The sequence below is a fragment of the Paenibacillus sp. HJGM_3 genome (assembly GCF_045062745.1).
Lineage (GTDB): Bacteria > Bacillota > Bacilli > Paenibacillales > NBRC-103111 > Paenibacillus_AA.
In genome coordinates this window covers 66527-90480 of sequence record NZ_JBJGED010000009.1, presented here as the reverse complement: position 1 = coordinate 90480, position 23954 = coordinate 66527, and the positions used below count along the sequence as shown (strand labels likewise).

The 23954-nt window shown below is 59.0% G+C and carries 20 protein-coding genes; all 20 read left to right on the top strand.

Annotated features, from left to right (window positions below; translation table 11 throughout):
* The first annotated feature begins 38 nt into the window (after window positions 1-38).
* A complete protein-coding gene (locus ACI5FR_RS12405; protein WP_405454930.1) occupies window positions 39-704 on the top strand; it encodes a 3-oxoacid CoA-transferase subunit B in 666 nt (221 codons plus the stop codon).
* A 36-nt stretch (window positions 705-740) separates the two neighbouring features.
* Window positions 741-1517, top strand: a complete 777-nt coding sequence (locus ACI5FR_RS12400) for a 3-hydroxybutyrate dehydrogenase (protein WP_405454825.1) — start codon at window positions 741-743, stop codon at window positions 1515-1517.
* A gap of 39 nt (window positions 1518-1556) precedes the next feature.
* Window positions 1557-2537 (top strand): 3-hydroxyacyl-CoA dehydrogenase family protein, encoded by a 981-nt coding sequence (locus tag ACI5FR_RS12395; RefSeq protein ID WP_405454824.1) that lies wholly within the window; start codon window positions 1557-1559, stop codon window positions 2535-2537.
* Window positions 2524-3711 (top strand): acetyl-CoA C-acyltransferase, encoded by a 1188-nt coding sequence (locus ACI5FR_RS12390; protein WP_405454823.1) that lies wholly within the window; start codon window positions 2524-2526, stop codon window positions 3709-3711. Before ACI5FR_RS12395 ends, ACI5FR_RS12390 begins: the two co-directional genes overlap by 14 nt.
* Before the next feature lie 218 nt (window positions 3712-3929).
* Window positions 3930-4853, top strand: a complete 924-nt coding sequence (locus tag ACI5FR_RS12385) for a putative sporulation protein YtxC (RefSeq protein WP_405454822.1) — start codon at window positions 3930-3932, stop codon at window positions 4851-4853.
* Between the two features lie 410 nt (window positions 4854-5263).
* Complete coding sequence (gene thrS, locus ACI5FR_RS12380) at window positions 5264-7216, top strand: threonine--tRNA ligase (RefSeq protein ID WP_405454821.1); 1953 nt, start codon at window positions 5264-5266, stop codon at window positions 7214-7216.
* Window positions 7217-7380: 164 nt separating this feature from the next.
* A complete protein-coding gene (locus ACI5FR_RS12375) occupies window positions 7381-8085 on the top strand; it encodes a 3D domain-containing protein (protein ID WP_405454820.1) in 705 nt (234 codons plus the stop codon).
* A 184-nt stretch (window positions 8086-8269) separates the two neighbouring features.
* Window positions 8270-8809 (top strand): RNA polymerase sigma factor, encoded by a 540-nt coding sequence (locus ACI5FR_RS12370; RefSeq protein WP_405454819.1) that lies wholly within the window; start codon window positions 8270-8272, stop codon window positions 8807-8809.
* 85 nt (window positions 8810-8894) lie between these two features.
* On the top strand, window positions 8895-11954 hold the full coding sequence (locus tag ACI5FR_RS12365; protein ID WP_405454818.1) for a hybrid sensor histidine kinase/response regulator: 3060 nt from the start codon (window positions 8895-8897) through the stop codon (window positions 11952-11954).
* 163 nt (window positions 11955-12117) lie between these two features.
* Window positions 12118-13251: a cell wall-active antibiotics response protein LiaF gene (gene liaF, locus ACI5FR_RS12360; protein WP_405454817.1), complete on the top strand. Its 1134-nt coding sequence runs from the start codon at window positions 12118-12120 to the stop codon at window positions 13249-13251.
* The gene (locus tag ACI5FR_RS12355; protein WP_405454816.1) at window positions 13248-14297 is read left to right on the top strand and encodes a HAMP domain-containing sensor histidine kinase; all 1050 of its coding nucleotides are present in this window, start codon (window positions 13248-13250) and stop codon (window positions 14295-14297) included. The genes liaF and ACI5FR_RS12355 overlap by 4 nt, the downstream gene beginning before the upstream one ends.
* Window positions 14294-14968, top strand: coding sequence for a response regulator (locus tag ACI5FR_RS12350; RefSeq protein ID WP_405454815.1), 675 nt, complete (start codon window positions 14294-14296; stop codon window positions 14966-14968). The genes ACI5FR_RS12355 and ACI5FR_RS12350 overlap by 4 nt, the downstream gene beginning before the upstream one ends.
* 77 nt (window positions 14969-15045) lie before the next feature.
* Window positions 15046-15459: a YugN family protein gene (locus ACI5FR_RS12345; RefSeq protein WP_405454814.1), complete on the top strand. Its 414-nt coding sequence runs from the start codon at window positions 15046-15048 to the stop codon at window positions 15457-15459.
* Between the two features lie 133 nt (window positions 15460-15592).
* Window positions 15593-17200: a S1C family serine protease gene (locus ACI5FR_RS12340; protein ID WP_405454813.1), complete on the top strand. Its 1608-nt coding sequence runs from the start codon at window positions 15593-15595 to the stop codon at window positions 17198-17200.
* Window positions 17201-17355: 155 nt separating this feature from the next.
* Window positions 17356-18042 (top strand): response regulator transcription factor, encoded by a 687-nt coding sequence (locus ACI5FR_RS12335; RefSeq protein ID WP_405454812.1) that lies wholly within the window; start codon window positions 17356-17358, stop codon window positions 18040-18042.
* 4 nt (window positions 18043-18046) lie between these two features.
* Window positions 18047-19498 carry a sensor histidine kinase gene (locus ACI5FR_RS12330; RefSeq protein WP_405454811.1) on the top strand — a complete coding sequence of 484 codons (1452 nt, stop codon included), beginning with the start codon at window positions 18047-18049 and terminating at the stop codon, window positions 19496-19498.
* 58 nt (window positions 19499-19556) lie between these two features.
* Window positions 19557-20522 (top strand): 4-hydroxy-3-methylbut-2-enyl diphosphate reductase, encoded by a 966-nt coding sequence (locus ACI5FR_RS12325; RefSeq protein ID WP_405454810.1) that lies wholly within the window; start codon window positions 19557-19559, stop codon window positions 20520-20522.
* Window positions 20523-20646: 124 nt separating this feature from the next.
* Window positions 20647-21939: a mannosyltransferase family protein gene (locus ACI5FR_RS12320; RefSeq protein WP_405454809.1), complete on the top strand. Its 1293-nt coding sequence runs from the start codon at window positions 20647-20649 to the stop codon at window positions 21937-21939.
* A gap of 183 nt (window positions 21940-22122) precedes the next feature.
* On the top strand, window positions 22123-22644 hold the full coding sequence (locus tag ACI5FR_RS12315; RefSeq protein WP_405454929.1) for a DUF2062 domain-containing protein: 522 nt from the start codon (window positions 22123-22125) through the stop codon (window positions 22642-22644).
* A 217-nt stretch (window positions 22645-22861) separates the two neighbouring features.
* A complete protein-coding gene (aroF, locus tag ACI5FR_RS12310) occupies window positions 22862-23905 on the top strand; it encodes a 3-deoxy-7-phosphoheptulonate synthase (protein ID WP_405454808.1) in 1044 nt (347 codons plus the stop codon).
* Window positions 23906-23954 lie beyond the last annotated feature (49 nt).

The following is a 23954-nucleotide window of genomic DNA, read 5'->3' as shown; positions in this document are numbered from 1 at the left end:
CGGTCAGGCAAGAGGCGTCGCCGGCGAGCCAGACGCCGCTGGATGACAAGGCGGCCGTTCGCGAGAAGATCGCGAGGCGTGCGGCGATGGAGATTCAGGAGGGCGCCTATGTCAACCTCGGGATCGGGATGCCGACCTTGATCGCCAACTACATTCCCGCTAACCGGAATGTGGTGCTCCAGTCCGAGAACGGTTTGCTCGGAATCGGACCTTACCCGGTCGCCGAGCGGGTGAACGCCGATTTGATCAACGCCGGCAAGGAGACGATCACGATGATCCCGGGCGCGGCTCTCTTCGATAGCGCCGAGTCGTTCGCCATGATTCGCGGCGGCCATATCGACATCGCCATCTTGGGCGGGATGGAGGTGTCCGAGCGCGGCGACCTTGCCAACTGGATGATCCCGGGCCATATGATCAAAGGGATGGGCGGAGCAATGGATCTCGTGCACGGAGCGAAGCGCATTCTCGTCATCATGGAGCATACGGCCAAGAACGGGCGGCCGAAAATCCTGCACAGCTGCAAGCTTCCGCTCACCGGAGCCGGTGTAGTGCACCGCATTATAACCGAGCGGGCCGTGATGGACGTTACCCCAAACGGACTGATGCTCGTGGAGACGGCGAAGGGATTTACGCCGGAGATGATTCAGGAGACTGTCGAGCCTCAGCTCGCGTTTAGCCCGTCGCTCAAGCTGGAAGCGTATTAGAGATCAAGTCTTACTTGGAAAGGGGAAGCGACAACTATGCCGGAGGAACAAGTCGTAATGATAACCGGAGCGGCAGGCGGGATCGGGTATGCGATGGCGGAGGGGTTCGGCCGCAACGGGGCTACCGTCGTCCTGTGCGACCGGGACAAGGACCGCGTGTCGGAGTCGGTCAACCGGCTGAAGGCTGAAGACCGACGCTGCATCGGGCTCGCCTTCGACGTAACCGAGGAAGAAGCGCTTCGCCAGGCGATCCAGCACATGGAAACGCTGCTCGGCCGGCTGGACGTCCTGGTGAACAACGCCGGGATGCAGCATGTGGCGCCGCTGGAGCATTTTCCGACCGACGTGTACGAGCGCATGCTGAAGCTGATGCTCGTCGCGCCGTTCGTGGCGATCAAGCATGCGTTCCCGGTCATGAAGAAGCGGGGATACGGCCGGATTCTGAACATCGCCTCGATCAACGGACTCGTCGGTTTCGCCGGAAAAGCGGCGTATAACAGCGCCAAACATGGGCTTATTGGGCTCACCAAGGTGGCGGCGCTCGAAGGGGCGGAGCACGGCATTACGGTGAACGCCCTCTGTCCGGGCTACGTAGATACGCCACTGGTCCGGGACCAGTTGAACGACTTGGCCCGGACCCGAGACGTTCCGCTCGAGCGGGTGCTGGAGGAAGTCATCTATCCTCTCGTCCCCCAGAAGCGGCTGCTGAGCCCGGCGGAAATCGCCGACTATGCGGTGTTCCTATGCAGTGAACGGGCCCGGGGCGTAACCGGCCAAGCCGTCGTGATCGACGGCGGGTATACCGCGCAATAGCTATGATTGTCTTCAGATATGGAAAGGGGCAAGAGAACCATGTTGCGAAAAATAGCCGTTTTGGGCGCCGGCACGATGGGGCACGGTCTTGCTCAGCTGTTCGCCGCCCACGGCCTGGACGTGCGGCTCTACGACGTCCATCAGCAAGCGCTAGAATCGGCGAGACGCCACATCCGCCGCAGCTTGGAGCTCATAGCGAGCGAAAGAGGCACCGATACAAGAGAGACTTCCGAGACCTTCGAATCATGCGAAGCCGAAGCTAGAATCGCTTATACGACGGATCTGGCAGCAGCCGTCGCAGAGGCCGAGCTGGTAATAGAAGCGGCACCGGAGCGGCTGGAGCTGAAGCAGGCGCTATACCGCACCCTGGAGCCGCTAGTAGAGCCAAAGACGCTGGTGGCGTCCAACACGTCGACTTTCCCGCTAGAGCAGCTCTCGCAGGAGATCGGCTTCGCCCACCGGATGCTCATCCTGCACTTCTTCAACCCGGCGGTCCACGTGCCGCTGGTGGAGATCGTCCAGCCGCCGGGCTTCCCGCCCGAAGCGCTGGCGCCCGTACTGGCGCTGCTGCGCCGCTGCGGCAAGGTGCCGGTCGTGTTGAACCGGGATATCCCCGGGTTCATCGCCAACCGGCTGCAAGCCGCCCTGCTGCGCGAAGCGCTGCACTTGCTTGCGAGCGGCGTCGCCGACGCCCGCTCTATCGATGCGGCCGTGAAGCACGGCCCCGGCTTGCGCTGGGCGCTGCACGGCCCGCTCGAGACCGCCGATTTCGGCGGCCTCGACATTTGGGAGCGCGTCGCGGACCAGCTGTTCCCGCTGCTGGACGACACCCGCACTGCGCCGGAGCTGCTCCGTCGCCACGTGCGGGAAGGCCGGCTCGGCGTCAAGTCCGGGCAAGGGCTGTACCCTTACGCCGACGAGGCGGAAGTGAAGCGGAAGGTCAAAGATCGCGACCGACGCATCATCCGGCTGATGCAGGCGATTCACACCGAGGAGGACATAGATCATGAGTCAGAATGAAGTGTACATTCTCGAAGGCGCCCGGACACCGTTCGGCGGGTTCGGTCAATCGTTCAAGACCGTATCGGCGACCGAGCTCGGCACCGTCAGTGCGAAGGAAGCGCTGCGCCGGGCGGCGGTCGAGCCTGAGGCCATCGATCAAGTCATCTATGGCAACGTCATCCATAGTTCCGTCACGGCGCCCTACATAGCTCGGCACATCGCGCTGAAGGCGGGCATTCCCGTGGAAGTGCCCGCCATGCTCGTCAACCGCGTCTGCGGCTCCGGGCTGCAGGCCGTCGTCACCGCCGCGCAGGGCATCCGGCTCGGCGAATCGGCGTTGGCGCTGGCGGGCGGGGCCGAGAACATGTCGCAGTCGCCGCATGCGGACTTCGTCAGCCGCTTCGGCGGGGCGAAGCTCGGGCCGATCCAGCTGGAGGATATGCTCCAGCACACGCTGACCGACCACTACATCGGCTGCGGCATGGGCGTCACGGCGGAGACGCTCGCCACCCGCTACGGCATCACGCGGGAGGAGCAGGACGAGTACGCCGTCCTGAGCCACACACGGGCGGCTGCGGCCGCCGCGAACGGCCGTCTGGCGCGGGAGATCGCGCCGGTCGACGTGCCGGGCCGCGGGAGCGTCGTAACCGTGTCGGCCGATGAGCACATCAAGCCCGACACGACCGCCGCCGCGCTGGCCAAGCTGAAGCCGGCGTTCCAAGCCGCCGGCACGGTCACCGCCGGCAACGCCAGCGGCATCAACGACGGCGCCGTCTCGCTCGTGCTCGCCGGCGCCTCCGCCTTGGGCGGGCGGCGTCCGCTCGCCCGCCTCGTGGCGTCCGGGCTCGGCGGCGTCGAGCCCGGCGTCATGGGCCTCGGGCCGGTGCCGGCGGCCCGGCAGGCGCTGCAGCGAGCGGGCCTCACGCTCGCCGACATCGACTTGGTCGAGCTGAACGAGGCGTTCGCGGCCCAATACTTGGCCGTCGAACGCGAGCTGGAGCTCGACCGCAGCCGGGTCAACGTGAATGGCGGCGCTATAGCGCTCGGTCATCCTGTTGGCGCGAGCGGCGCTCGCATCCTGCTGACGCTCGCATACGAGCTGGCGGAGCGGGACCTGCGCTACGGCTTGGCCGCGCTCTGCATCGGCGGCGGCCAAGGCATCGCCGTCGTCATCGAGAACGTCCGCTCTTGATGGCCTTGGCCATCTGGTTTTTTCCGACAAGCCTCTGCCGTTCATTATGCGGTAGAGGCTTGTTCGCGTCCTAGCCCTTCTCATCCCCCTGCCGTACGGGCCTTTCGGATCCCTTCCACGATGCCAAATTGTTGTTTGTATATCCGCACAGGCGGGGCCATATACTTTAGGAAACAGAGTTGGAGCCGGAAACGGCGGATGGAAAGGAGTTGACCCGCATGGAACTGTTCAGCGTCATCGTACCTAAATCGTTGACTGAAGAGAGAGAGGAGCTTCAGCGGCGTCTCATGGATGCCTACAATCGGCTTATACATATACCGGCCGGGTCTGTACAGCTCAAGAGCAAATCGTTCCGGTCGTTTTTCTCGGTGCAAGGCTTCGGCGTGCTGCCGGCGTTCCAATTGGATTTATGGGGCAGCGACGTGCTGAAGGCGACGGCGGAAGTGCTGTCCGCCTTCATGATGGATCATATCGAGCAGAAGCTGCTGCGCGAAGTGATCAGCGGGCCCTACCATTACGAGGAGCCGCACGACGTGCAGGCGATCGAGCGGTATTGCGCACAGCTGCTCAATCAGGCCGAGGAGACCGAAGGCATGCCCAAGCCGAGAATCCGTCGGCAGGAGAAGGTCGCCCAGGCGATCTACGGCTATTTGGAGGAGCACAACGAGCTGAACCTGCAGGGGCTCCTGCGCTTCCGCTTGCAGGACTACCGGGACGAGCTGCGTGAAGTCGTCGAATATGCCATCGATGAATATATTATGGATCAGCAGTACCAGGAATTCATCTCCCTGCTCAAATATTTTGTCTACATCCAGGATGCGAAAATCCCGGTTGCCCATCTCATGCATCACGGCGGACACGAGTTTACGCTGCTGAACGAAAAGATGGCACCGATCGAGACGAAGGAATTCGACTCCTTTACAGTAGAGACGCTGGACCGGGAAATCAATTTCGAGGACATGATCGTCAGCACCCTCATCTCCGTCTCGCCGCAAAACATCTACATCCATACGAGGGACCCCGAAGCGCAGGTCGTGAAGACGATCATGCAAATTTTCGAGGACCGGGCCCGCGTCTGCACGAACTGCAAAGGCTGCAGCAGTGTGCTGGGCGTCTCCAACAAAGATTCGCTGTCGCCTTGACAACGCTGGCCTGGCCGCTATAATAAGGGAATATAAAGTTCAACTGCAGCGACCAAAGACAAGAGTCCCGGCCTTAATCGGCCCAGAGAGAGGAGCCCCGCGCTGAAAGCTCCTTCCGCGTTATCCGGCGACTTACCCCTTTGCAGCAGCGTCTCGGAACGTTCCCTATAGGCGAGCCAGTATGAGACACCGGGTCATTCCCGTTATCGGATGCTTATGAGATTTCGCAGTCTGCCGGAGATGCACTTGTCCCGGTCGGAGGCGAGATGAATTAAGGGTGGAACCACGAGACCGCACGCTCGTCCCTTTTCCGGGATGAGGGTGCTTTTTTATTTTCCCAAGCGATACCGTGCGCCTCTCATCCCACATCCCCGTTGCGAACACCAAACCTCGGAAGGAGTCGATCGACAATGACAGAAGCAGTACAAGCGATTAAAGTTACATTGCCGGATGGCGCGGTTCGGGAGTACGGGCGAGGCACGACTGTGGAAGACGTAGCCGGCTCGATCAGCTCGGGACTGAAGAAGAACGCCGTCGGCGGAAAGGTGAACGGCAAGGTCGTAGACCTGAGCTTCCCGCTACAGGAGGATGCGGCGGTCGAGATCGTTACCTTGGACAGCCAGGACGGACTCGAGATGTACCGGCACAGCACCGCGCACTTGATGGCGCAGGCGATCAAGCGCATTTACGGCGACAAGGCCGTGAAGCTCGGGATCGGACCGGTCATCGAGGACGGCTTCTATTACGACATTGACATGGAGCAGGCGCTGACGCCGGAAGATCTCCAGAAGATTGAGAAAGAGATGGAGCGCATCACGCAGGAGAACTTGTCCATCAGCCGCCGCGAGGTCAGCCGGGAAGAGGCGCTTCGCATCTTCGGCGAACTGGGCGATCCGTACAAGCTCGAGCTGATCCGCGATCTGCCGGAGGACGTCGTGCTGTCGATCTATGACCAGGGCGAATTTTTCGATCTGTGCCGCGGGCCGCACTTGCCGTCGACCGGACGGATCAAGGCGTTCAAGCTGCTGAGCATCGCCGGCGCATACTGGCGAGGCAACGCGAAGAACAAAATGCTGCAGCGCATCTACGGCACCGCGTTCCCGAAGAAAGCCCAGCTCGACGAGCATCTGGAGCTGCTGGAGGAAGCGAAGAAGCGCGACCACCGGAAGATCGGCAAGGATCTCAAAATGTTCACGTTCGCCAAGGAAGTCGGCCAAGGGCTGCCGATCTGGCTGCCGAAGGGCGCCAAGCTGCGCCGCGTGATGGAGCGCTACATCGTCGACGTCGAAGAATCGCTCGGCTATCAGCATGTCTATACGCCGGTGATGGGCAGCGTGGAGCTGTACAAGATTTCCGGACACTGGGATCATTATCAGGAAGACATGTTCCCCAAGATGGAGATGGACAACGAGGAGCTCGTGCTCCGTCCGATGAACTGCCCGCACCACATGATGGTGTACAAGAGCGACATGCGCAGCTATCGCGACTTGCCGGTGCGGATCGCCGAGCTCGCGAACCAGTTCCGCTACGAGATGTCCGGAGCGCTGACCGGCTTGCACCGCGTACGGGCGATGACGCTGAACGACGCGCACATCTTCTGCCGTCCGGATCAGATCAAGGAGGAGTTCGCCCGCGTCGTGCGTTTGATCCAGCGCGTCTACGAGGACTTCGGCATCAAGGACTACCGGTTCCGTTTGTCCTACCGCGATCCGAAGGACACCGAGAAGTACTACCCGAACGACGAGATGTGGGAAATGTCGCAGCGCATGCTGCGCGAGGTCGTCGAGGAGCTTGGGCTGCCGTTCTACGAGGCGGAAGGCGAAGCGGCGTTCTATGGGCCTAAGCTGGACGTCCAGATCCGGACCGCGCTGAAGAAGGAAGAGACACTGTCCACCGCACAGCTCGACTTCCTGCTGCCGGAGCGGTTCGCGCTGGAATATGTCGGCGAGGACGGGCAGAAGCATCGGCCGGTCGTCATTCACCGCGGCATCATTAGCACCATGGAGCGGATGACCGCGTTCCTGCTGGAAAACTTCGCGGGCAACTTGCCGACCTGGCTGTCGCCGGTACAGGCGATCGTCATCCCGGTCAGCAATGCGTTCGACGACTATGTCCGCTCCGTCACCGAGCAGCTGCAAGCCGCCGGAGTACGGGTGGAAGCCGACTACCGCAACGAGAAGCTCGGCTACAAGATTCGCGAAGCGCAGCTGGAGAAAATTCCGTACATGCTCATCGTGGGCGAGAACGAGATGAATTCCGGCACCGTCTCCGTCCGCAAGCGCGGCGAAGGCGACTTGGGCGCGCAGAGCACCGAGTCCGTCATCGCGAAGATCGTCGAGGACATCCGGACTAAGCAAGCGTAGCAAGCTTTATTCACCCGGGGTCCCCGCAAAGTAATCGGAATATGCTTCGAAGGCCTACGTCACTTTGTGGGGTTTTCTTAGGATTATGCGTCACGAGCGATTGCCGCTTGGATGCATAATCCTTTTTCGTTTGGGACACCCTCCTTATAAGGAGGAATCCAACCATGTTTTCGTCGACGATGAACCGGCTTAGCTGGTTCAGTGTCATCGTGTTTGCCGTTGTGGTCCTGACGGCATTCAATCCGGTGCATCCGAGCGCGGCGGGCAAGCCGCATGCGAAAGTTCCGTCGTATGCCGATCCTGCCGCCGACGAATCGCACCCTCAAGCGGCCAGCGCGACACGCGGCGCTCAAACTGCGGAGCAAATCGTACTCGAGCGGTTGTCCCAGATGAAGGACGCGCAGGAGCTGATGGAACGGAACAAGAGCTACCCGATGCTGCATCAGGACTTCAGCCAGTTTCAAGGAAGTGTGGAAGTGATGGCGACCGGCTATTACGCCGGCGTAGAATCGACCGGCAAGAAGCCCGGGCACCCCGAGTACGGCATTACGTACTCCGGCGTTAAGGTGAAACAGGGCATTCTGTCCACTATCGCCGCCGATCCGAAAGTGTTCCCGCTCGGAACGATTCTGTACATCCCCGGGTACGGCTACGGCATTGTGGCGGATACCGGTTCGGCGATCAAAGGTAAAAAAATCGATCTGTACTATAAAAATAAATCGGATATTTACAAAGAATGGGGCAAGAAAAAAGTGGGCGTGTTCGTCGTGCGGACCGGCAACGGCAAAGTGTCGGAGGAAACACTGCGGCAATGGAACGACATCATGACGGCGGTGGCGGCCAAGCAGGAGCTGCCGTTCCCGCTCTGATCCTGGAGCTTGCAAAACCGGCGGCAAATCTCACGAGATGTGCGCCGGTTTCTTTTATTAAGGACGATAGGCTTCGATACAAGCTTATTTTATTTGCAGGGGTTCTGTGATAAAATAAGAGCTGAAAGCGTGTACATGCCACGGAACTTGGATGTAGTTCCATTTTTAGCAGGAGATGATCTCCATGTGGACTCGGACTGTCGAAATGGACGGTGTCAACACAGAGGAAGAAGAATTGTTGCTTCAAGAGCTGTATAAGCAAATGTTCATCGTGGCTTATTCCATTATGCGCGATCGCTCGCTCGCCATGGACGTCGTGCAGGAGTCCTGGCTGAAAATTCTGATGAAGCTCTCCACGCTGAAGGATCCCGATAAAATCATCCAGTGGGCCAAGGTGATCGCCTCGAATACCGCCTTGAACATGCTGAAACGCAGCTCCAGACAGACGACGCACGTGTCCGAAGAATCCGCGCGTTATCAGCCGGAGTCGAAGTCCGACGTTGAGGAGCAGGTCGTGCAGAAGATGATTTGCGAAACGATCGAGCAGCTGGACGATACGACAAGGCGCATTTTCGTCTACAAATATTTCGAGGATTTGAAGGACCAGGACATCGCCGATAAGATGGAGATGCCGGTCGGCACGGTGAAGGCTCGTCTGCACCGGGGGAAGGAGCAGCTGCGCAGCCTGCTGTCGGACCCTTTCCCGAATCCGGGATCTACATAAGCCCTCCACCTGTTCGTTCGAGAGGTCACAGCCGCTGCTGTGGCCTTTTTCTTAGTCGGCAAGTTAAGAAGCGGGAGTGATGCATATGCGCAAATGGGCGGCGCTCTTGATCGTGCTCGCCATGCTGGCCTGCACATACGGGATGATTCCGGTCATTCTTAAGCATGTTGACAACGGGGCTCCACTGGCGTCTCGGGGCACAATGGATTTATCGCACTGGTCGTTCTCGGAGCAAGGGGTGGCGGCGCTGGACGGGGAGTGGGAATTTTATCCGGACCGGCTGCTCGACTCGGCGGACTTCGGGCCGGGCGGCGTGGCGGGTACCCCCACTCCAGACTTCGTCGCCGTCCCCGGCTCCTGGAAGAAGAAGATGGATACGCTCGGCTACGCGACATACCGATTGCAAGTGAATGTCGCCGACGCCCAAGGCATCTATGGCTTGAAGACGCTCTCGATCCAGATGTCCGGCCGGGTGTTCGTCAATGGGCAGTTGGTCGGGGAGAGCGGAGTGCCGGCGGAAGAGAAGCGGACGTATTCCGGGAAAAACAAGCCCATCGTCGGGTACTTCACGTTGAAGCCCGGGCTGAACGAGATTATCGTGCAGGTGGCGAACTATCACTCGCCGGCCAGCAGCGGCATCAACCACCCTATGTTTCTCGGAGATTCGAAGCAGATTGCCTCGCTCCAGAGCAAGGCGCTCGCGCGTGATTGGGTCATGTTTACTTCCTACGTCATTATGGGGCTTTATTTTATCGGCCTGTATACGCAGCGCAGAGCGGATTACAACCTGATCGTCTTCGGGCTGCTCAGCCTCTGCTTCGCTGCCTTCATGTCCACTACCGGGGAGCGGATCATCTACGACTTGTTCGGCGAACTTCCGGTGGAGCTGTTCCTGCGCGTGCAGATCTTGTCCGCGATTCTGGCCGCGATGGCGCTCTTGCTGTACGTGAATGTCGCCTTCCGTCCATTTGTCTCCAACCGGCTGATCCGAGTTTCTCTGGTCATCGGAGGACTGCTTGCCCTTGCGGAGCTATTCGCCTTCACTACGATCCAGACCGGCGGGATGCGGCTCTTTGTATCGCTATATTCCAATTTGCCGTTCATCTACGCGATCTATGTGCTGATGCTGGCGGCGCTCCATAGGGTGGAGGGCAGCTTCTATCTCGTCGTAGCCGGGGTTGCGCTCAATGTGCATGCGTTCACCCTGAACATGAACGTTTATCTCGCCGTTCCTACATATACGTTCCCGCCGATCGAACCGTTCATCTATTTGCTCATGCTGGCGCTGCTTATGTCGCTGCGCTTCTCGAACGCGTTCAAGAAGATCGAGCAGCTATCCGGACGGCTCATTCAAGCGGACAAGCTGAAGGATGAATTCTTGACGAAGACGGCGCACGAATTCAAGACGCCCTTGCACGGCATGATCAGCATCGCGCAGTCTCTGCTCGCCGATCCGCGCCATCCCTTGTCTAAGGAGCAGCAGGAAACGGTCGGCTTAATCTCCGCGATCGGGAAGCGTCTGTCCCAGCTCGTCTACGACATCCTGGACTTGTCCCGGCTGCGACAGGGGGAGCTCAAGGTGGACCCGGTTCCGATCGATGTGCGCTCGACGGTCGGTTTGATCTTGAAAATGTTCGACTTTATCAAATCCGGCAAGCCTCTTGAACTGGTGAACGAAGTTCCGGATCAGCTTCCCTACGTTTTGGCGGATGAGATCCGCTTCCGGCAAATCATCTGCAATCTGCTGGACAATGCGATCAAGCACACCGCTTGCGGCCGGATAACCGTGTCGGCCAGGGAAAAGGGCAGCATGATCGAGATCTCTGTCCGCGATACCGGCATCGGGATGGAGGAGCACGACCTGTCGGTCATCTTCGATCCGTACCGGTCCCTAGAGACCGACACGACGCATAATTTCGGATTGGGCTTGCCGATCGTCAAGCAGCTGGTCGAGCTGCAGCGGGGGGACATTTGGGTTCATTCTGCAAAGGGAGAAGGCTCGACGTTCACGTTCACGATGCCGGCGGCTGGCCGTGAGATCCTCGCTTTGCCCCGGCCGAGCAGGTCGCCCGACGTAATGGAGCCGGCTGTGCCGGCCTATTCGTTTGCTACTCCGTATATGTCGGCTCATTCGGGAGGCCCGGTCATTTTGGCCGCGGACGATCATTTCTCGAACTTGAAGGTGCTGATCGATACGCTGGAGCGCTTGGACTACACGGTGATCGCGGTCAAGGATGGCTTCGAGGCGCTGGAGCAGCTGGAGCGGCGCCCGGTCGATCTCGTCATCCTGGATCTCATGATGCCGGGCATGTCCGGGCTCGAGGTGTGCGACTCTATCCGCAGCCGCTACACGCTGCTGGAGCTGCCGGTGCTGATGGTGACCGCCTCCATCCAGCCGGAAGACAAGATTGCCGCGTTCGAAGCGGGGGCGAACGATTATTTGCCCAAGCCATTCGACACGGCGGAGCTTCAGGCCCGAACCAAGAGCCTGCTGACGATGAAGGAATCGGTCGGGAAGCTGATCGACATGGAAGTCGCCTTTCTCCAATCGCAGATTAAGCCGCACTTTCTGTTCAACGTGCTGAATACGATTTTGTCGCTCACTTACCGGGATGTGGAGCAAGCTAGGAAGCTTACGATCGAGCTGGCGGATTATTTGCGGGGCAGCTTCTCGTTCAACAATTTGCAAAAAGGAGTTCCGTTCAGCAGCGAGCTTGCCTTGATCCAATCGTATGCCGAAATCGAGAAAATGAGGTTCCTGGACAGCGTGCAAGTGAAATACGATATCGCCGAGGAGACGCAGCACGTGAAAATTCCGCCGCTGCTTCTGCAGCCGCTCGTCGAGAATGCGATCCGGCACGGAATCGGACGCCGGGAGGATGGCGGTACCGTAATCGTTCGCGCTTACCGGGCGGATGAGCATGTCATCTTCGAGATCGAAGACGACGGAGTCGGCATGACGCAGGAGCGGCTGGACGACGCGCTTGCGGGCGAGTCGTTCGAACGGCAGGGCGCCCGGTCCGGCGTGGGGCTGAAGAACATCAGCAAGCGCTTGAAATTCGCGTATGGCGCGGCGCTGCAAGTGCAGAGCTCGGTCGGGGCGGGGACGAAAGTAACGATCCGGATCCCCGCCGAATCGGCTTGAGACCGGATTCATCCGATTGTGAATATTCGCTTGTCGGGTCCGCGTCTCGGTCTGCAGACCGAGATGAGCCTCCATCCCACGCCTCTTTGCTTCCATTAGCAATTCCTCTACAATAGGGTTAACATTAAAAACTACTATCTCGAAATAGACGGGGGATACACGCATGCGGGGCGATATTTGGGGGAAAGTGTTCGTCGGGTTGCTGCTGATAGGCGCAGGTGTCGTCTTTTTGCTGAATCAGCTCGGCATTGTGGCCGTGGACATCGGCTACGTGTTCTCGAATTACTGGCCGGTCATTCTGATCGTGTTCGGACTCAAGGGCATTCTCATTCAACGAAGGCTCGAATACGGCTGGGGCGGGTCCTATTTATGGAATCTGATCATCGTCGTGGTCGGTCTCGTCTTCCTGAACAACAATTTGCGCTGGTTTGACCAGATCGGGTTCGGGGACATCTTCAAATTTCTCGTGCCGGTCATTCTGATCGCGCTAGGCATGAACATGCTGTTCCGGCCGCGGAACCGGAAATCTTCCCGCGAACCGATACAGCCGCCGTCTCCACCGCCGTCTTCGCCGTCGAATTGGGACCCGCCGATGGAATCGCCGTTCAAGCCCTACTCCTCGTATGACCCGCCGGCTCCACCCGAGCCGCCGTCCACGCCGGAGCAAGGTCCTGAAGCGCCTCCTCCGCCTGGGGCGGGGCCTGCGAAGCCGCCGCTAGATCCGTTCACGCCGCGGCCGAGCGGCAACGCGTCTCCTTCCGGGAACCATGGGAAGCCGGAGGCCGTGCACGAATGGAAGCACTGGAAGGAGCAGTTCAAGAAGGATTGGAAGTCGCACCGCGACGAATTCCGGGAAGACCGGGAGTTCCGCCGGCGGATGCACGGCCATCGGTCATCTGACTCTGGGCATGACGGAGAAGTGGTGCACCGGTCCAATTTCATCGGCGACCTGCATATGGGGCAGGACTACTGGGAGCTGCGCTCGATGAACATCTCGCACTTCATCGGCGACACGGAGCTCGATCTGACCCGGGCGGTGATCCCGTACGGGGAGACCAAGATCAACATCTCGGCGTTTATCGGCGATGTGAAGGTGTACGTGCCGAACGACGTACAGCTCGAGGTCAGCGTGACCGCCTCCTCCTTCCTGGGCGACATCAACGTGTTCGAGCGTCGCGAGGGCGGCATGTTCCGCAGCATGCAGTCCGCCTCGCCGGGATATAAAGATGCCGAGAAGCGCGTGCGTATCATCGTCAGCATGTTCATCGGCGACGTGAGGGTGAAGCGGGTCGGATGAGAATGTCATGGTTTAACGCCAAAAATGTCAAGTGGCAGCTGCTCGGATACTTCGGGCTCCTGCTGCTTTTGTTTGCGGGAGGGCTGCTCGCCGGCAGGCTGTTCGGGTTCGACTGGCTCACGTCGGACATCCGCGTCAGCCTGGAGTTCCTGGGCGGCCTGGCGGCGGCTTGCCTGTTCGCAGCGTACTGGATCGCGAGCATGTTCCAGCGGAAGATCGACGCGCTGCATCTCTCCATCCTCCAGCTGTCGCGCGGGAACTTGGCGGAGCGTATCGCTCCGCTCGGCTCGGATCCGTTCGACCGGCTGTACACGGACTTCAACGAGATGGCGCAGTCGCTGGAGAAGCGGGTCATGCTGCTGCAAAAGGTGGGCGAGGAGAACGTCATGCTCCTCGCCCAATCCAACGAGGTCGCCGTCACTGAGGAGCGCAGGCGGCTGGCCCGGGACTTGCACGATACGGTGAGTCAGCAGCTGTTCGCGCTGCATATGTCGGCCTCCTCGGCGGCGAAGCTCGTGGAGCGGGGAAATGTGGACAAGGCGCAGCCGATCCTGAATCAGCTGGTCGAGCTATCCGCCCTGGCCCAAAAGCAAATGCGGGGGCTGCTCGCCCAGCTGCGCCCGATCGAGCTGGAGGGCAAGCGGCTCTCCGAAGCGCTCGATCGATGGTTTCCCGATTATTGCAACCACAACGCGCTTCAAGGGCGCATGGACATCCGCCTCACCGGATCGATGTCCGAAGCGATTGAGCATCAGCTGTTCCTGATCATCCAGGAAGGCATGGCGAACGTCGTGAAGCACGCTTCCGCCCGCCACGTCGACCTGGCGCTGCAGGATAACGGCAATCAGTATGTGCTGCAGATCAGCGACGACGGCCGGGGATTCCAGCAGGAAGGCGAGCGGCTCCACTCCTACGGCTTGCTTACGATGCGCGAACGCGCGCAAAAGCTGGGCGGGGAGCTGCAAATTGCGAGCAAGGCCGGTGCCGGCACCCGCGTGAAGGTGTCGCTGCCGAAATTCGTACAAGGGGAGCCGGAGAACGAATGACAACGCCAACGAGGATATTGATCGTAGACGACCATGACATGGTTCGGTTGGGACTGCGCACTTATTTGACGATGGAGGACGATTTCGATGTGATCGGCGAAGCGTCCGACGGACAGGAGGCGGTGGACCGGATCCGGCGCAGCTTGAACGGCGACGGCGACAAGCCGGACGTTATCCTGATGGATCTTATGATGCCGCGGCTCGACGGGGTGGAGGCGACGCGTCAAGTGTGCCAGCTCGATCCGACTATCAAGATCGTGCTGCTCACGAGTTTCCTGGAAGATGAGAAGGTCGTGCAGGCGATCGAAGCCGGTGCGGTCACATACGTCATGAAGACCGTCGCAGCCGACGAGCTGGCTCAGGTGATCCGCAGCACGGCGCGAGGCTTCCAGATGATGAGCGCCGACGTCTCGCAGGCGCTGACCCGGGGGCTCAGGCAGCGCTCCGTGGCCGGACGCGAAGAGACGGAAGGCCTCACCGCGCGGGAGAAGGAGGTGCTGCTGCTCATCGCCGACGGCAAGGCGAACAAGGAAATTTCCGAAGAGCTGCATATCAGCATCAAGACGGTGAAAACCCATGTCAGCAACCTGCTCATGAAATGCGAGGTCGAGGACCGGACGCAGCTCGCGATCTATGCGCACCGCAAGGGCTGGATGTCGGATCCGTCCTGAATCACATAAATTTGGGGCGCTAGGCTCATCCTAGGGTAAATAAATGTAAGCCAAAACCCTAAGGAGTGAAGTGCGCCATGAGACCTTTAAGCTCGGTATTGGAAAATCGCGTGTGCGAATACGACTGGATGAAAGAGAAGCTGCAAGAGCATCAATTTGCTTTGGGCGGCAACTGGGATTACGATCACGGCTTCTATGACCGGTTCCTCGATGACGAGCGCCAAGTCTGGCTGCGTATTCCATTCTACGTCGTCGCAGGACGTCTGGCCGGAGACGATGCCTATAATCCGGATACGAGCGTACGGATCGGCACTCCGCTCGTGCTGAAGCACAAGTATGAGGAAGGGCTGGATCAGGATGCGATGATGCATGTGACGAACGCACTCTTCGACCAATTTCAAGCCCCGACCGATCGGGATGCCTCCGTGGAGGACCGTTGGGTGAAGGAAGCGCAGTCGATTCTCGGACATCTGGAAAAGTCAATGGGTTAGCCTGCAAAACTTTTAACTCCCATTTAGTTTTTTTTAAGGTTCGTTTAAGGTTTAACGTGTTAAATAAAGACAAACAATGAAACATAACTACTTAAACTTTTTGAACCTTAAAGCATATAGGGAGGGACTTCAGATGGAGAACAACAAACGTGATTATAGCGATTTTTTCGAGAATGGACGCGATGAGGCGGACAACAACCGGGAACGCCGGGATGACTATACGGGCAGCGAGGAGAGAACGGCTCGCGAGTCGCAATCGGAGCAGGAAGGAAGATCGTCCTACTACTATTCGTACGGTCCCTACAAATCCTCGATGAACGAAGAGCAGCCGTCCACGACGACCTCGAACGTTCAGGGGGAGACTTCGCAGGTGGAGATTACGTCGCCGCGCCCCGTCCGGCCGTACTTCGGCTACAGCGAAGCGAATTCGCAGAACCGCCCGAGCGTGCCGGCCGCTTCGTCGCAGTGGGATTACTCCCCGCCGAAGAAATCGTTCTCGCTCAAGAGCACCTTCGCCGCTTTTCTGGCGGGTGCGGTCGTAGTAGCCGGGCTGATGTTCGCTTCCGATCGGATGGATTTATTCGGCGGCGGGACTCAGCCGGTCGCTACCAACGGTTCGAATTCGACGGCCAGCGGCAATAGCGGGGGCACGAGCGGCAACGGCGGAGCCACTACCGCGGCCTTGAATGAAGTCGTCCGCCCGGGCAATATCGCGGACATCGTGAACAAGTCGAGCCCCGCGGTCGTGAAGATCAACACGTATGTGACTTCCAATAAGAATAACCGCAACGGCGTTAACTCGAACGATATTTGGAACTATTTCTTCGGCAACGGCGGCAATGGTGGCAACGGCGGCAACGGCGGCGGCAATTCGCAGAAGACGCCGAGCACCGGGCAGCGCCAAGCGGCCGGACTCGGCTCCGGCTTCATCTTCGACAAGTCCGGCTACATCCTGACCAACCAGCACGTGGTGGACGGGGCCGACGAGATCGAGGTCGAAGTGCAAGGCTACAGCAAGCCGTTCAAGGCGAAGCTGACCGGTTCCGAATACTCCCTCGACTTGGCGGTGCTGAAGATCGAGGATAGCAAGGACTTCCCGTTCCTGCCGCTCGGCGGCTCCGAGAGCATGAACGTCGGCGATTGGGTCATCGCCATCGGGAACCCGTACGGCTTCGATCACACGGTCACCGTAGGCGTCTTCAGTGCCCGCGAGCGCAAGATCGACATTCCGGACGAGAACGGTACCCGCAACTACGAGCATTTGATCCAAACCGACGCTTCCATTAATCCGGGGAACTCCGGCGGCCCGCTGCTTAACCTGAACGGGGAAGTGATCGGCATCAACACCGCGGTCAGCGCTCAAGCGCAGGGAATCGGCTTCGCGATTCCGACGACTACGGTCAAAGACGTGCTGGAGAACCTGAAGACCGGCGTGAAGCTGCCGCAGCCATACATCGGCGTAGGGCTGCAGGACATCCAGGACGACTGGGTGAAGCAGCTGAAGCTGGAGAACAATAAAGGCTCCGTCATAACGCAGGTCGAATCGGGCAGCCCGGCCTCCAAGGCTGGCTTGGCCGCAGGCGACGTCATCATCCAGGTGAACGGCGCGGATGTCGCGAACAGCACGGAAGTGACGACGAAGATCAAGGCGCTGAAGCCGGACGATAAAGTGACGCTCAAGATTGTGCGGGACGGCAAGCAGATGGACACGTTCGTCATCATCGGCGACCGCAACAAGTAATCAGTCAGCAGGTCAATCATAGCGATACCCTGAGCGGGAAAGCGGACGGATGCGTAGGCTCCACGGCTTTCCCGCTTTTGATTGTTGCAGAACGCCGGCTGGCGTACAATAGAGGCAGGAAGCGAGACAAGACGGAGTGAAGGAAGGGAACGCGAATGAGAGAAAAAATCGTAGTGATCGACGACGACGCCAAAATTACGTCCATGCTGAAACGCTCGCTCGCGTTCGAAGGCTATGCGGTGACGACCGCTTCGAATGGTCAGGAGGGACTTCGCCTGCTGCTGCAAGAGGAGCCGAGCCTGATCGTGCTCGACGTCATGATGCCGCAGATCGACGGGTGGGAGGTGTGCCGGCGCATCCGGGAAGGGGGCAGCGAGGTACCGATCCTGATGCTGACGGCGAAGGACGAGGTGTCCGACCGGGTGAAGGGGCTCGATATCGGCGCGGATGATTACCTCATTAAGCCTTTCGCTCTGGAGGAGTTGCTCGCGCGCGTCCGTTCGCTGTTGCGCCGCCGGGCGGATAAAGCGGAAACGCCGTCCCACAGGCTGCAGGTGGAGGACGTGATGCTCGATCTGGATACGCGCGAAGTGAAGCGGGGCGCGAATTCGATCGAGCTGACGACGAAGGAGTTCGATCTGCTTCATCTGTTCATGCAGAATCCGCGTCGCGTCCTCTCCCGGGATCTGATCATGGAGAAGGTATGGGGCTACGACTACAGCGGAGAGTCCAACGTTCTGGAAGTCTACATTGCTCTGCTCCGGCAAAAGCTCGAGGAGCATGGCGACAAGCGCATCATTCAGACGGTGCGGGGAGCGGGGTACGTACTGAGAGGGGAATGACACCATGTCCATACGGCTGCGGCTGACGCTCTGGTATACCGGCATTCTGGCGGTCACTCTGGTGACGCTGGGCTTTGCCATTTATTTCGCATTATCTACAAGTTTAATGGGAGATTTGAAGGAGAAAGTCAAGGATCAAGGCGACCAAGTAGCGGCGGAAGTTCGCCCGGTCTTGACACGCAGAGGGGTCAGCCTCTCTCTTCCGCCGCTCGACACATTTCAGACCGGAATGGTCATGCAGCTCATTTATCCCACCGGCGAACCGATTAGCCAATCCGGCAATCTGGCCGTAGCCTTGCCATTGGGCAAACAGACGTTGGATCTGGCGCCTAAGAGCCAATGGTTCTACGAGACCATAGACTTCGGCCAGTCTTCCGTCATTGTTTATAATTACTCCCTGTTCTTTCAGAACGAGTTGCAGGTGATTCTCCGCGTCGCCAGCAGCACAGATTACATCGACAACACGCTGCGCCAGCTCAAATTTACGCTGTTCCTGGTCGGCCTCTTCGTCATCCTGCTCGCTGCGTCGGTCGGCTGGTTCCTAGCGCGTAAGGCGCTGAGACCCATTGAGGGGGTCATCGAGGCTGCGAATCGCATTGAGAAGAGCGCCGACCTCGACCGGCGTATCGACTACATCGGCCCATCCGACGAAGTCGGCCGCCTGACGGATACGATCAACGGCATGCTGGCGCGCATTCAGATCATGTACACGGAGCTCGACGAAGCCTACCGGGCCCAGCGGCGCTTCGTGTCCGACGCGTCGCACGAGCTGCGCACGCCGCTCACGACAATTCGCGGCAATGTGGACCTCCTCGAGAAAGTGTGGAGGTCCGCGAGCAACCCCGACGCCGCCGGCATCGACGGCGAGAACGTGCAGATGTCGCTCGAGGCGATGCGCGACATCTCGGACGAGGCCGAGCGGATGAGCCGCATGGTGAACGACCTGCTCTCGCTCGCGCGGGCCGATGCCGGCCAGACGATTCACAAAGGGCCGGTGGAGATCAAGCCGCTCGTCGAGGAAGTGATCCGGCGCGCCCAATTCCTGCCGCGGACGGCCGACTGGATCCCGGGCAATCCGGAGGTGTTGAACGGAATTGTCGTACAAGGGAACAAGGATTACTTGCAGCAGCTGCTGTTTATCTTCATCGAGAATGGCTTCAAGTACACGGACGAGGGCAGCGTACGGCTCGATTTCATCCGCGGCGACGGGCAGATCGGATTCCGTGTCAGCGATACCGGGATCGGGATGGATAAGGAAGAAGTGCCGCACATCTTCGAGCGGTTTTATCGCGCCGACCCTTCCCGCGGGACGAAATCCGGCACCGGCCTAGGCCTGTCGATCGCCAAGTGGATTATCGACGAGCACGGCGGCTCGATCGAGGTCATGACGCAGAAGGGGCTGGGCACGACGTTCGTCATCTGGCTGCCCACCACGCGGTCGCTTCCTTCCTCCTGACGATTGCGCTATAATAGAAGGGTTAGACAGTGCATGAAGGAAGGAAGGACTGCATCTCATGGATGTATTGAAGATTTCTCCCAGAGGGTATTGTTACGGCGTGGTGGACGCTATGGTGCTGGCTCGGCAGACGGCCCGCAACCTGGATTTGCCGCGGCCGATCTATATATTGGGCATGATCGTCCATAACTCCCACGTTACGGAGGCGTTCGAGGACGAAGGCATCATCACGCTGGACGGCGCGAACCGGATCGACATCCTGGAGCAGGTCGAGTCCGGCACTGTCATCTTCACCGCGCACGGCGTCTCCCCGGAGGTGCGCCGGCGTGCGCGGGAGAAGGGCTTGACGGTCGTCGACGCGACGTGCCCGGACGTGACGAAGACGCACGATCTTATCCGCGAGAAGGTCGCGGAAGGGTATGAGATCGTCTATATCGGCAAGAAAGGGCATCCGGAGCCGGAAGGGGCGATCGGCATCGCGCCGGAGCACGTGCATCTGATCGAGCGGGTGGAAGAGATCGAAGCGCTTCAGCTCGATACGGACCGTATTACGATCACGAATCAGACGACGATGAGCCAGTGGGACATCCGCCATATCATAAACAAGCTGCTGGCGAAGTTCCCGACGGCCGAGGTGCATAACGAGATTTGCCTCGCAACCCAGGTCCGCCAGGAGGCGGTCGCCGAGCAGGCCAAGGAATGCGACCTCGTCATCGTCGTGGGAGATCCGAAGAGCAACAACTCCAACCGCCTCGCCCAAGTATCCGAGGAGATCGCGGGCACGCGAGCGTATAGGATCTCGGATCTGTCCGAGCTGAAGCGCGAATGGCTCGAGGGGGTTCGGCGGGTAGGCGTCACCTCGGGCGCATCCACACCTACGCCGATCACGAAGGAAGTGATCGCCTATCTGGAGCAGTACGATCCGGATAATGCGGACACGTGGCCGCTCGTGCGCACGATCAATAAGAGCAAGCTGCTGCCGCCGGTGAAGACCGCCGCGAACCGCGCGTCGGGAGACCAGTAGACCGCTTGCAAGCCCATTAACGCCCCTTAACCTCTTCGGCGGTTCAGGGGTTCTTTATTTCAGGCGGGCTCGTACAAATTTGCCTGGATCGGGCAAGATAACACTAGACAGAGAGAGGTTGACAATGGACAAGGGGGGATTCCAGCTGGAACCGACAGAAGCAACCGCGGCATCCGTACCGAAGGCCAAGCCGATCCGATTCCTGATTGCGATCTTTGTGCTGACCCGGGTGCTCCTCTACATAACCGCTTACTTTGGCATGAATTTATTTTCCGATTACACGGTCCCTTCGGAGTATGAGAAGGTGGAATGGCCGGGAACGTTCAGCCAGCATATGCTGCTCGAGACCGACCTGTCCAAGACGAAGCTACCTACGCTCGGACACTTCAATACGGCCGATACGTTCGCCTACGTGAACATGGCCGAGAACGGTTACGACGAGTTCCGGATGGATGAAGACCATCCTCCGGCGAACTGGGTGTTCTTCCCTCTGTTCCCGCTAGTGCTGCGGATCTTCAATGCGCTCACCGGACTCGATCCGGTGACGGTCGGCCTCATCGTCTCGAATGTGTTCCTCCTCGTCTCGATGATCTTCCTGTACCGGATCGGCATAGAACGGGGCCTGAAAGACATCGAAGCGCGCATCGCCGTGTGCCTGCTCTTGCTGGCCCCCGCCTCCATCTTTTTCGCCGTACCTTACACGGAGAGCATGTTCCTGATGCTGGCGACCGGGGCGGTCTATTATTCGCTCAGGGGCAACTGGCTGCCCGCGTTCGTGTTCGCGGGCCTCACTACCGTGACGCGCAATGTAGGCTTCGTCATCTTCGCCTTCACATGCGGCTCGCTTCTGCTGCAGCATTCGTTCTGGAAGTTCCGGTGGCGCGACACTCGCTTGCTCGGATATTTTCTTATCGGCTGCATTCCGCTCAGTACTTATTTGGGCTACATGAAATGGCTGACGGGCGATTTCCTCGCGCCGATCCATGAGCAGCTCAACTGGGGCCGATACACGACGTTTCCGTTCGTCAGCTACGTGCGGTATCTCATGCATCCTTACTTCCAGACAAGCTCGGGGTGGGAGAACGGTTTGATCTCGTTCGCGATCGGAACGGCGATCCTGCTCGTGTTCCTGGGCTATCTGGTCTACCTGATTCGCCACTGGAGGGAATACAGCCGCCCGTGGCAGGAAGCCCTTCTATTCGTGGCCGGCGTGCTCCTCATCGTCATCCCGTTCAGCAGCGGCGAGCATCTGGCGAGCATCCCGCGCTACATGACGGTCATTTTCCCGTTCTATCTGTATCTCGTCGAGCTGTTCCGGCGCCGGCTGACCGTCGTGGCGGGGTATGGACTATTCTCGTTCATGCTGCATATTGTGTTCACGATCGGTTATTTCAATCGGTATTTGTTCGTTTTTTGAGCAGCGTTTGTTAAGATTCTGTGAAATCGGGCGTCTGGACTAGGGTCGGTGGTGGATTATCGGCAATTCAGGTATAATGGACATAGCGGTGCCTTAGACATATAACGTCCATACTCGGCCCGATTAACATGGATAGGATGAGGAACAGTGGCCGTACAGACGAACCGTGCATCCAGGGGATCCATGAAAGTGTCGCGACCGACCTTGACGGGGATTCGCCGCTGGATCAAACTTAAATATTTGCTGCTGTTTCGCGCCAAGGGAGGAGCGGCTAAGGTAGCGCTCGGGTTTGCGATCGGACTTGCGGTCGAAATGTTTACATTGCCCACCTTCGGCTTGGCATTTTTCCTTATATTCCCTCTCGCCTATTTATTCCGGGCCAGTCTTGCCGCGGCGCTCATCGGATTTGTGTTCGGCAAAGTCATTTACATTCCCATGGCCCTTATCAATAACAAGGTGGGGGGCTGGCTCGTCCCCGACCATTTCAGGGATTGGATTCAATTTTTGCCGCACTGGCTGAAGCGGATGCTCTATATGAACATCAAGCTCATCGTCGGAGGCATTGTGAATGGCGCTCTGCTCGGCACGTTGTTCTATTTTCCGCTCAAGAAACTGCTCGAGTATTACACGGAGAAGCGGACGGAGAAGCGCAGATTGCGAAGGGCCCAGCAGCAAGCGGCGGTTCTGGAGCGCGACGGGGAATAACGGGAAAATCGGAAGGGAGCTTCGAATCAAGCGGCATTTCGAAAATGGAATGGATTTCATGCTTGACGTGGGCTCCCTTTTCGTTGTATAGTGACTTTAGCAATTAAAAGCATAAAAGCATAAAAGCTTAAAAGCTTAAAAGCTTAAAAGCGAACAAGCGTCACAGCGTCTAAGTTTTTAAGTGCGGCATAAATTTCCACTAGGAGCGTGTACAAGTATGATCGCCATTACTTCCAATCATATTACCGACGAGCGTATAGCCGAGATTGTTCACCATATTGAGAAGCATGGCGTTCAAGCGCACGTGTCGAAGGGTGTAGACCGCACGGTCATCGGCATCATCGGCAAGGCGGATCCCAAGCTCGCGGAGCAGCTGCGCCAGATGTCCGGCATCGAGAACGTCATCAAGATCAGCAAGTCCTACAAGCTGGCGAGCCGCGAATTCCACCCGGACAACACCGTGATCAAGATCAAGGACGTCGCGATCGGCGGCGAGGAGCTCGTCATTATGGGCGGCCCTTGCGCCGTAGAATCGCCTCAGCAGATCGACGATATCGCTCGCCTCGTGAAGGCGGCCGGCGGTCAAGTGCTGCGCGGCGGCGCGTTCAAGCCTAGAACCGGTCCGTACAGCTTCCAGGGCGTAGGCGTCGAGGGCTTGATCATGATGGCCGAGGCCGGGCGCAAGCACGGCTTGCTCACGATTACCGAAGTGATGACGCCGGAGTATGTGGACGTATGCGCCGAGTATGCGGACATTCTCCAGGTTGGTACACGGAATATGCAGAACTTCGATCTGCTCCGCAAGCTCGGACAGACCGACCGTCCCGTCCTGCTGAAGCGCGGCTTCAGCGCAACCTATGACGAATTCCTGAATGCGGCCGAATACATCCTGGCCGGCGGCAATCCGAACGTGATGCTCTGCGAACGCGGAATCCGCACATTCGAGACCTATACACGCAATACGCTGGACTTATCGGCGATCCCGGTACTCCAGTCGCTCAGCCATCTGCCGGTCATCTCCGACCCGAGTCACGGCACGGGACGCCGAGAGCTGGTCGAGCCGATGAGCAAAGCCTCGGTCGCCGCGGGCGCCGACGGACTGATCGTCGAGATGCACACCGATCCCGACAATTCCATGACCGGAGACGGCGTACAATCGCTCTTCCCGGATCAATTCGCCAAGCTGCTGCTCGACCTCGAGAAGCTGGCGCCGCTCTGCGGCAAAACGTTCAACACCGCTAAATCCTTCACATTCGCATAAGGTTTGATTGAACCCCAAACCTGGTCTTGTTCCCGCTCTGCATGGGCGG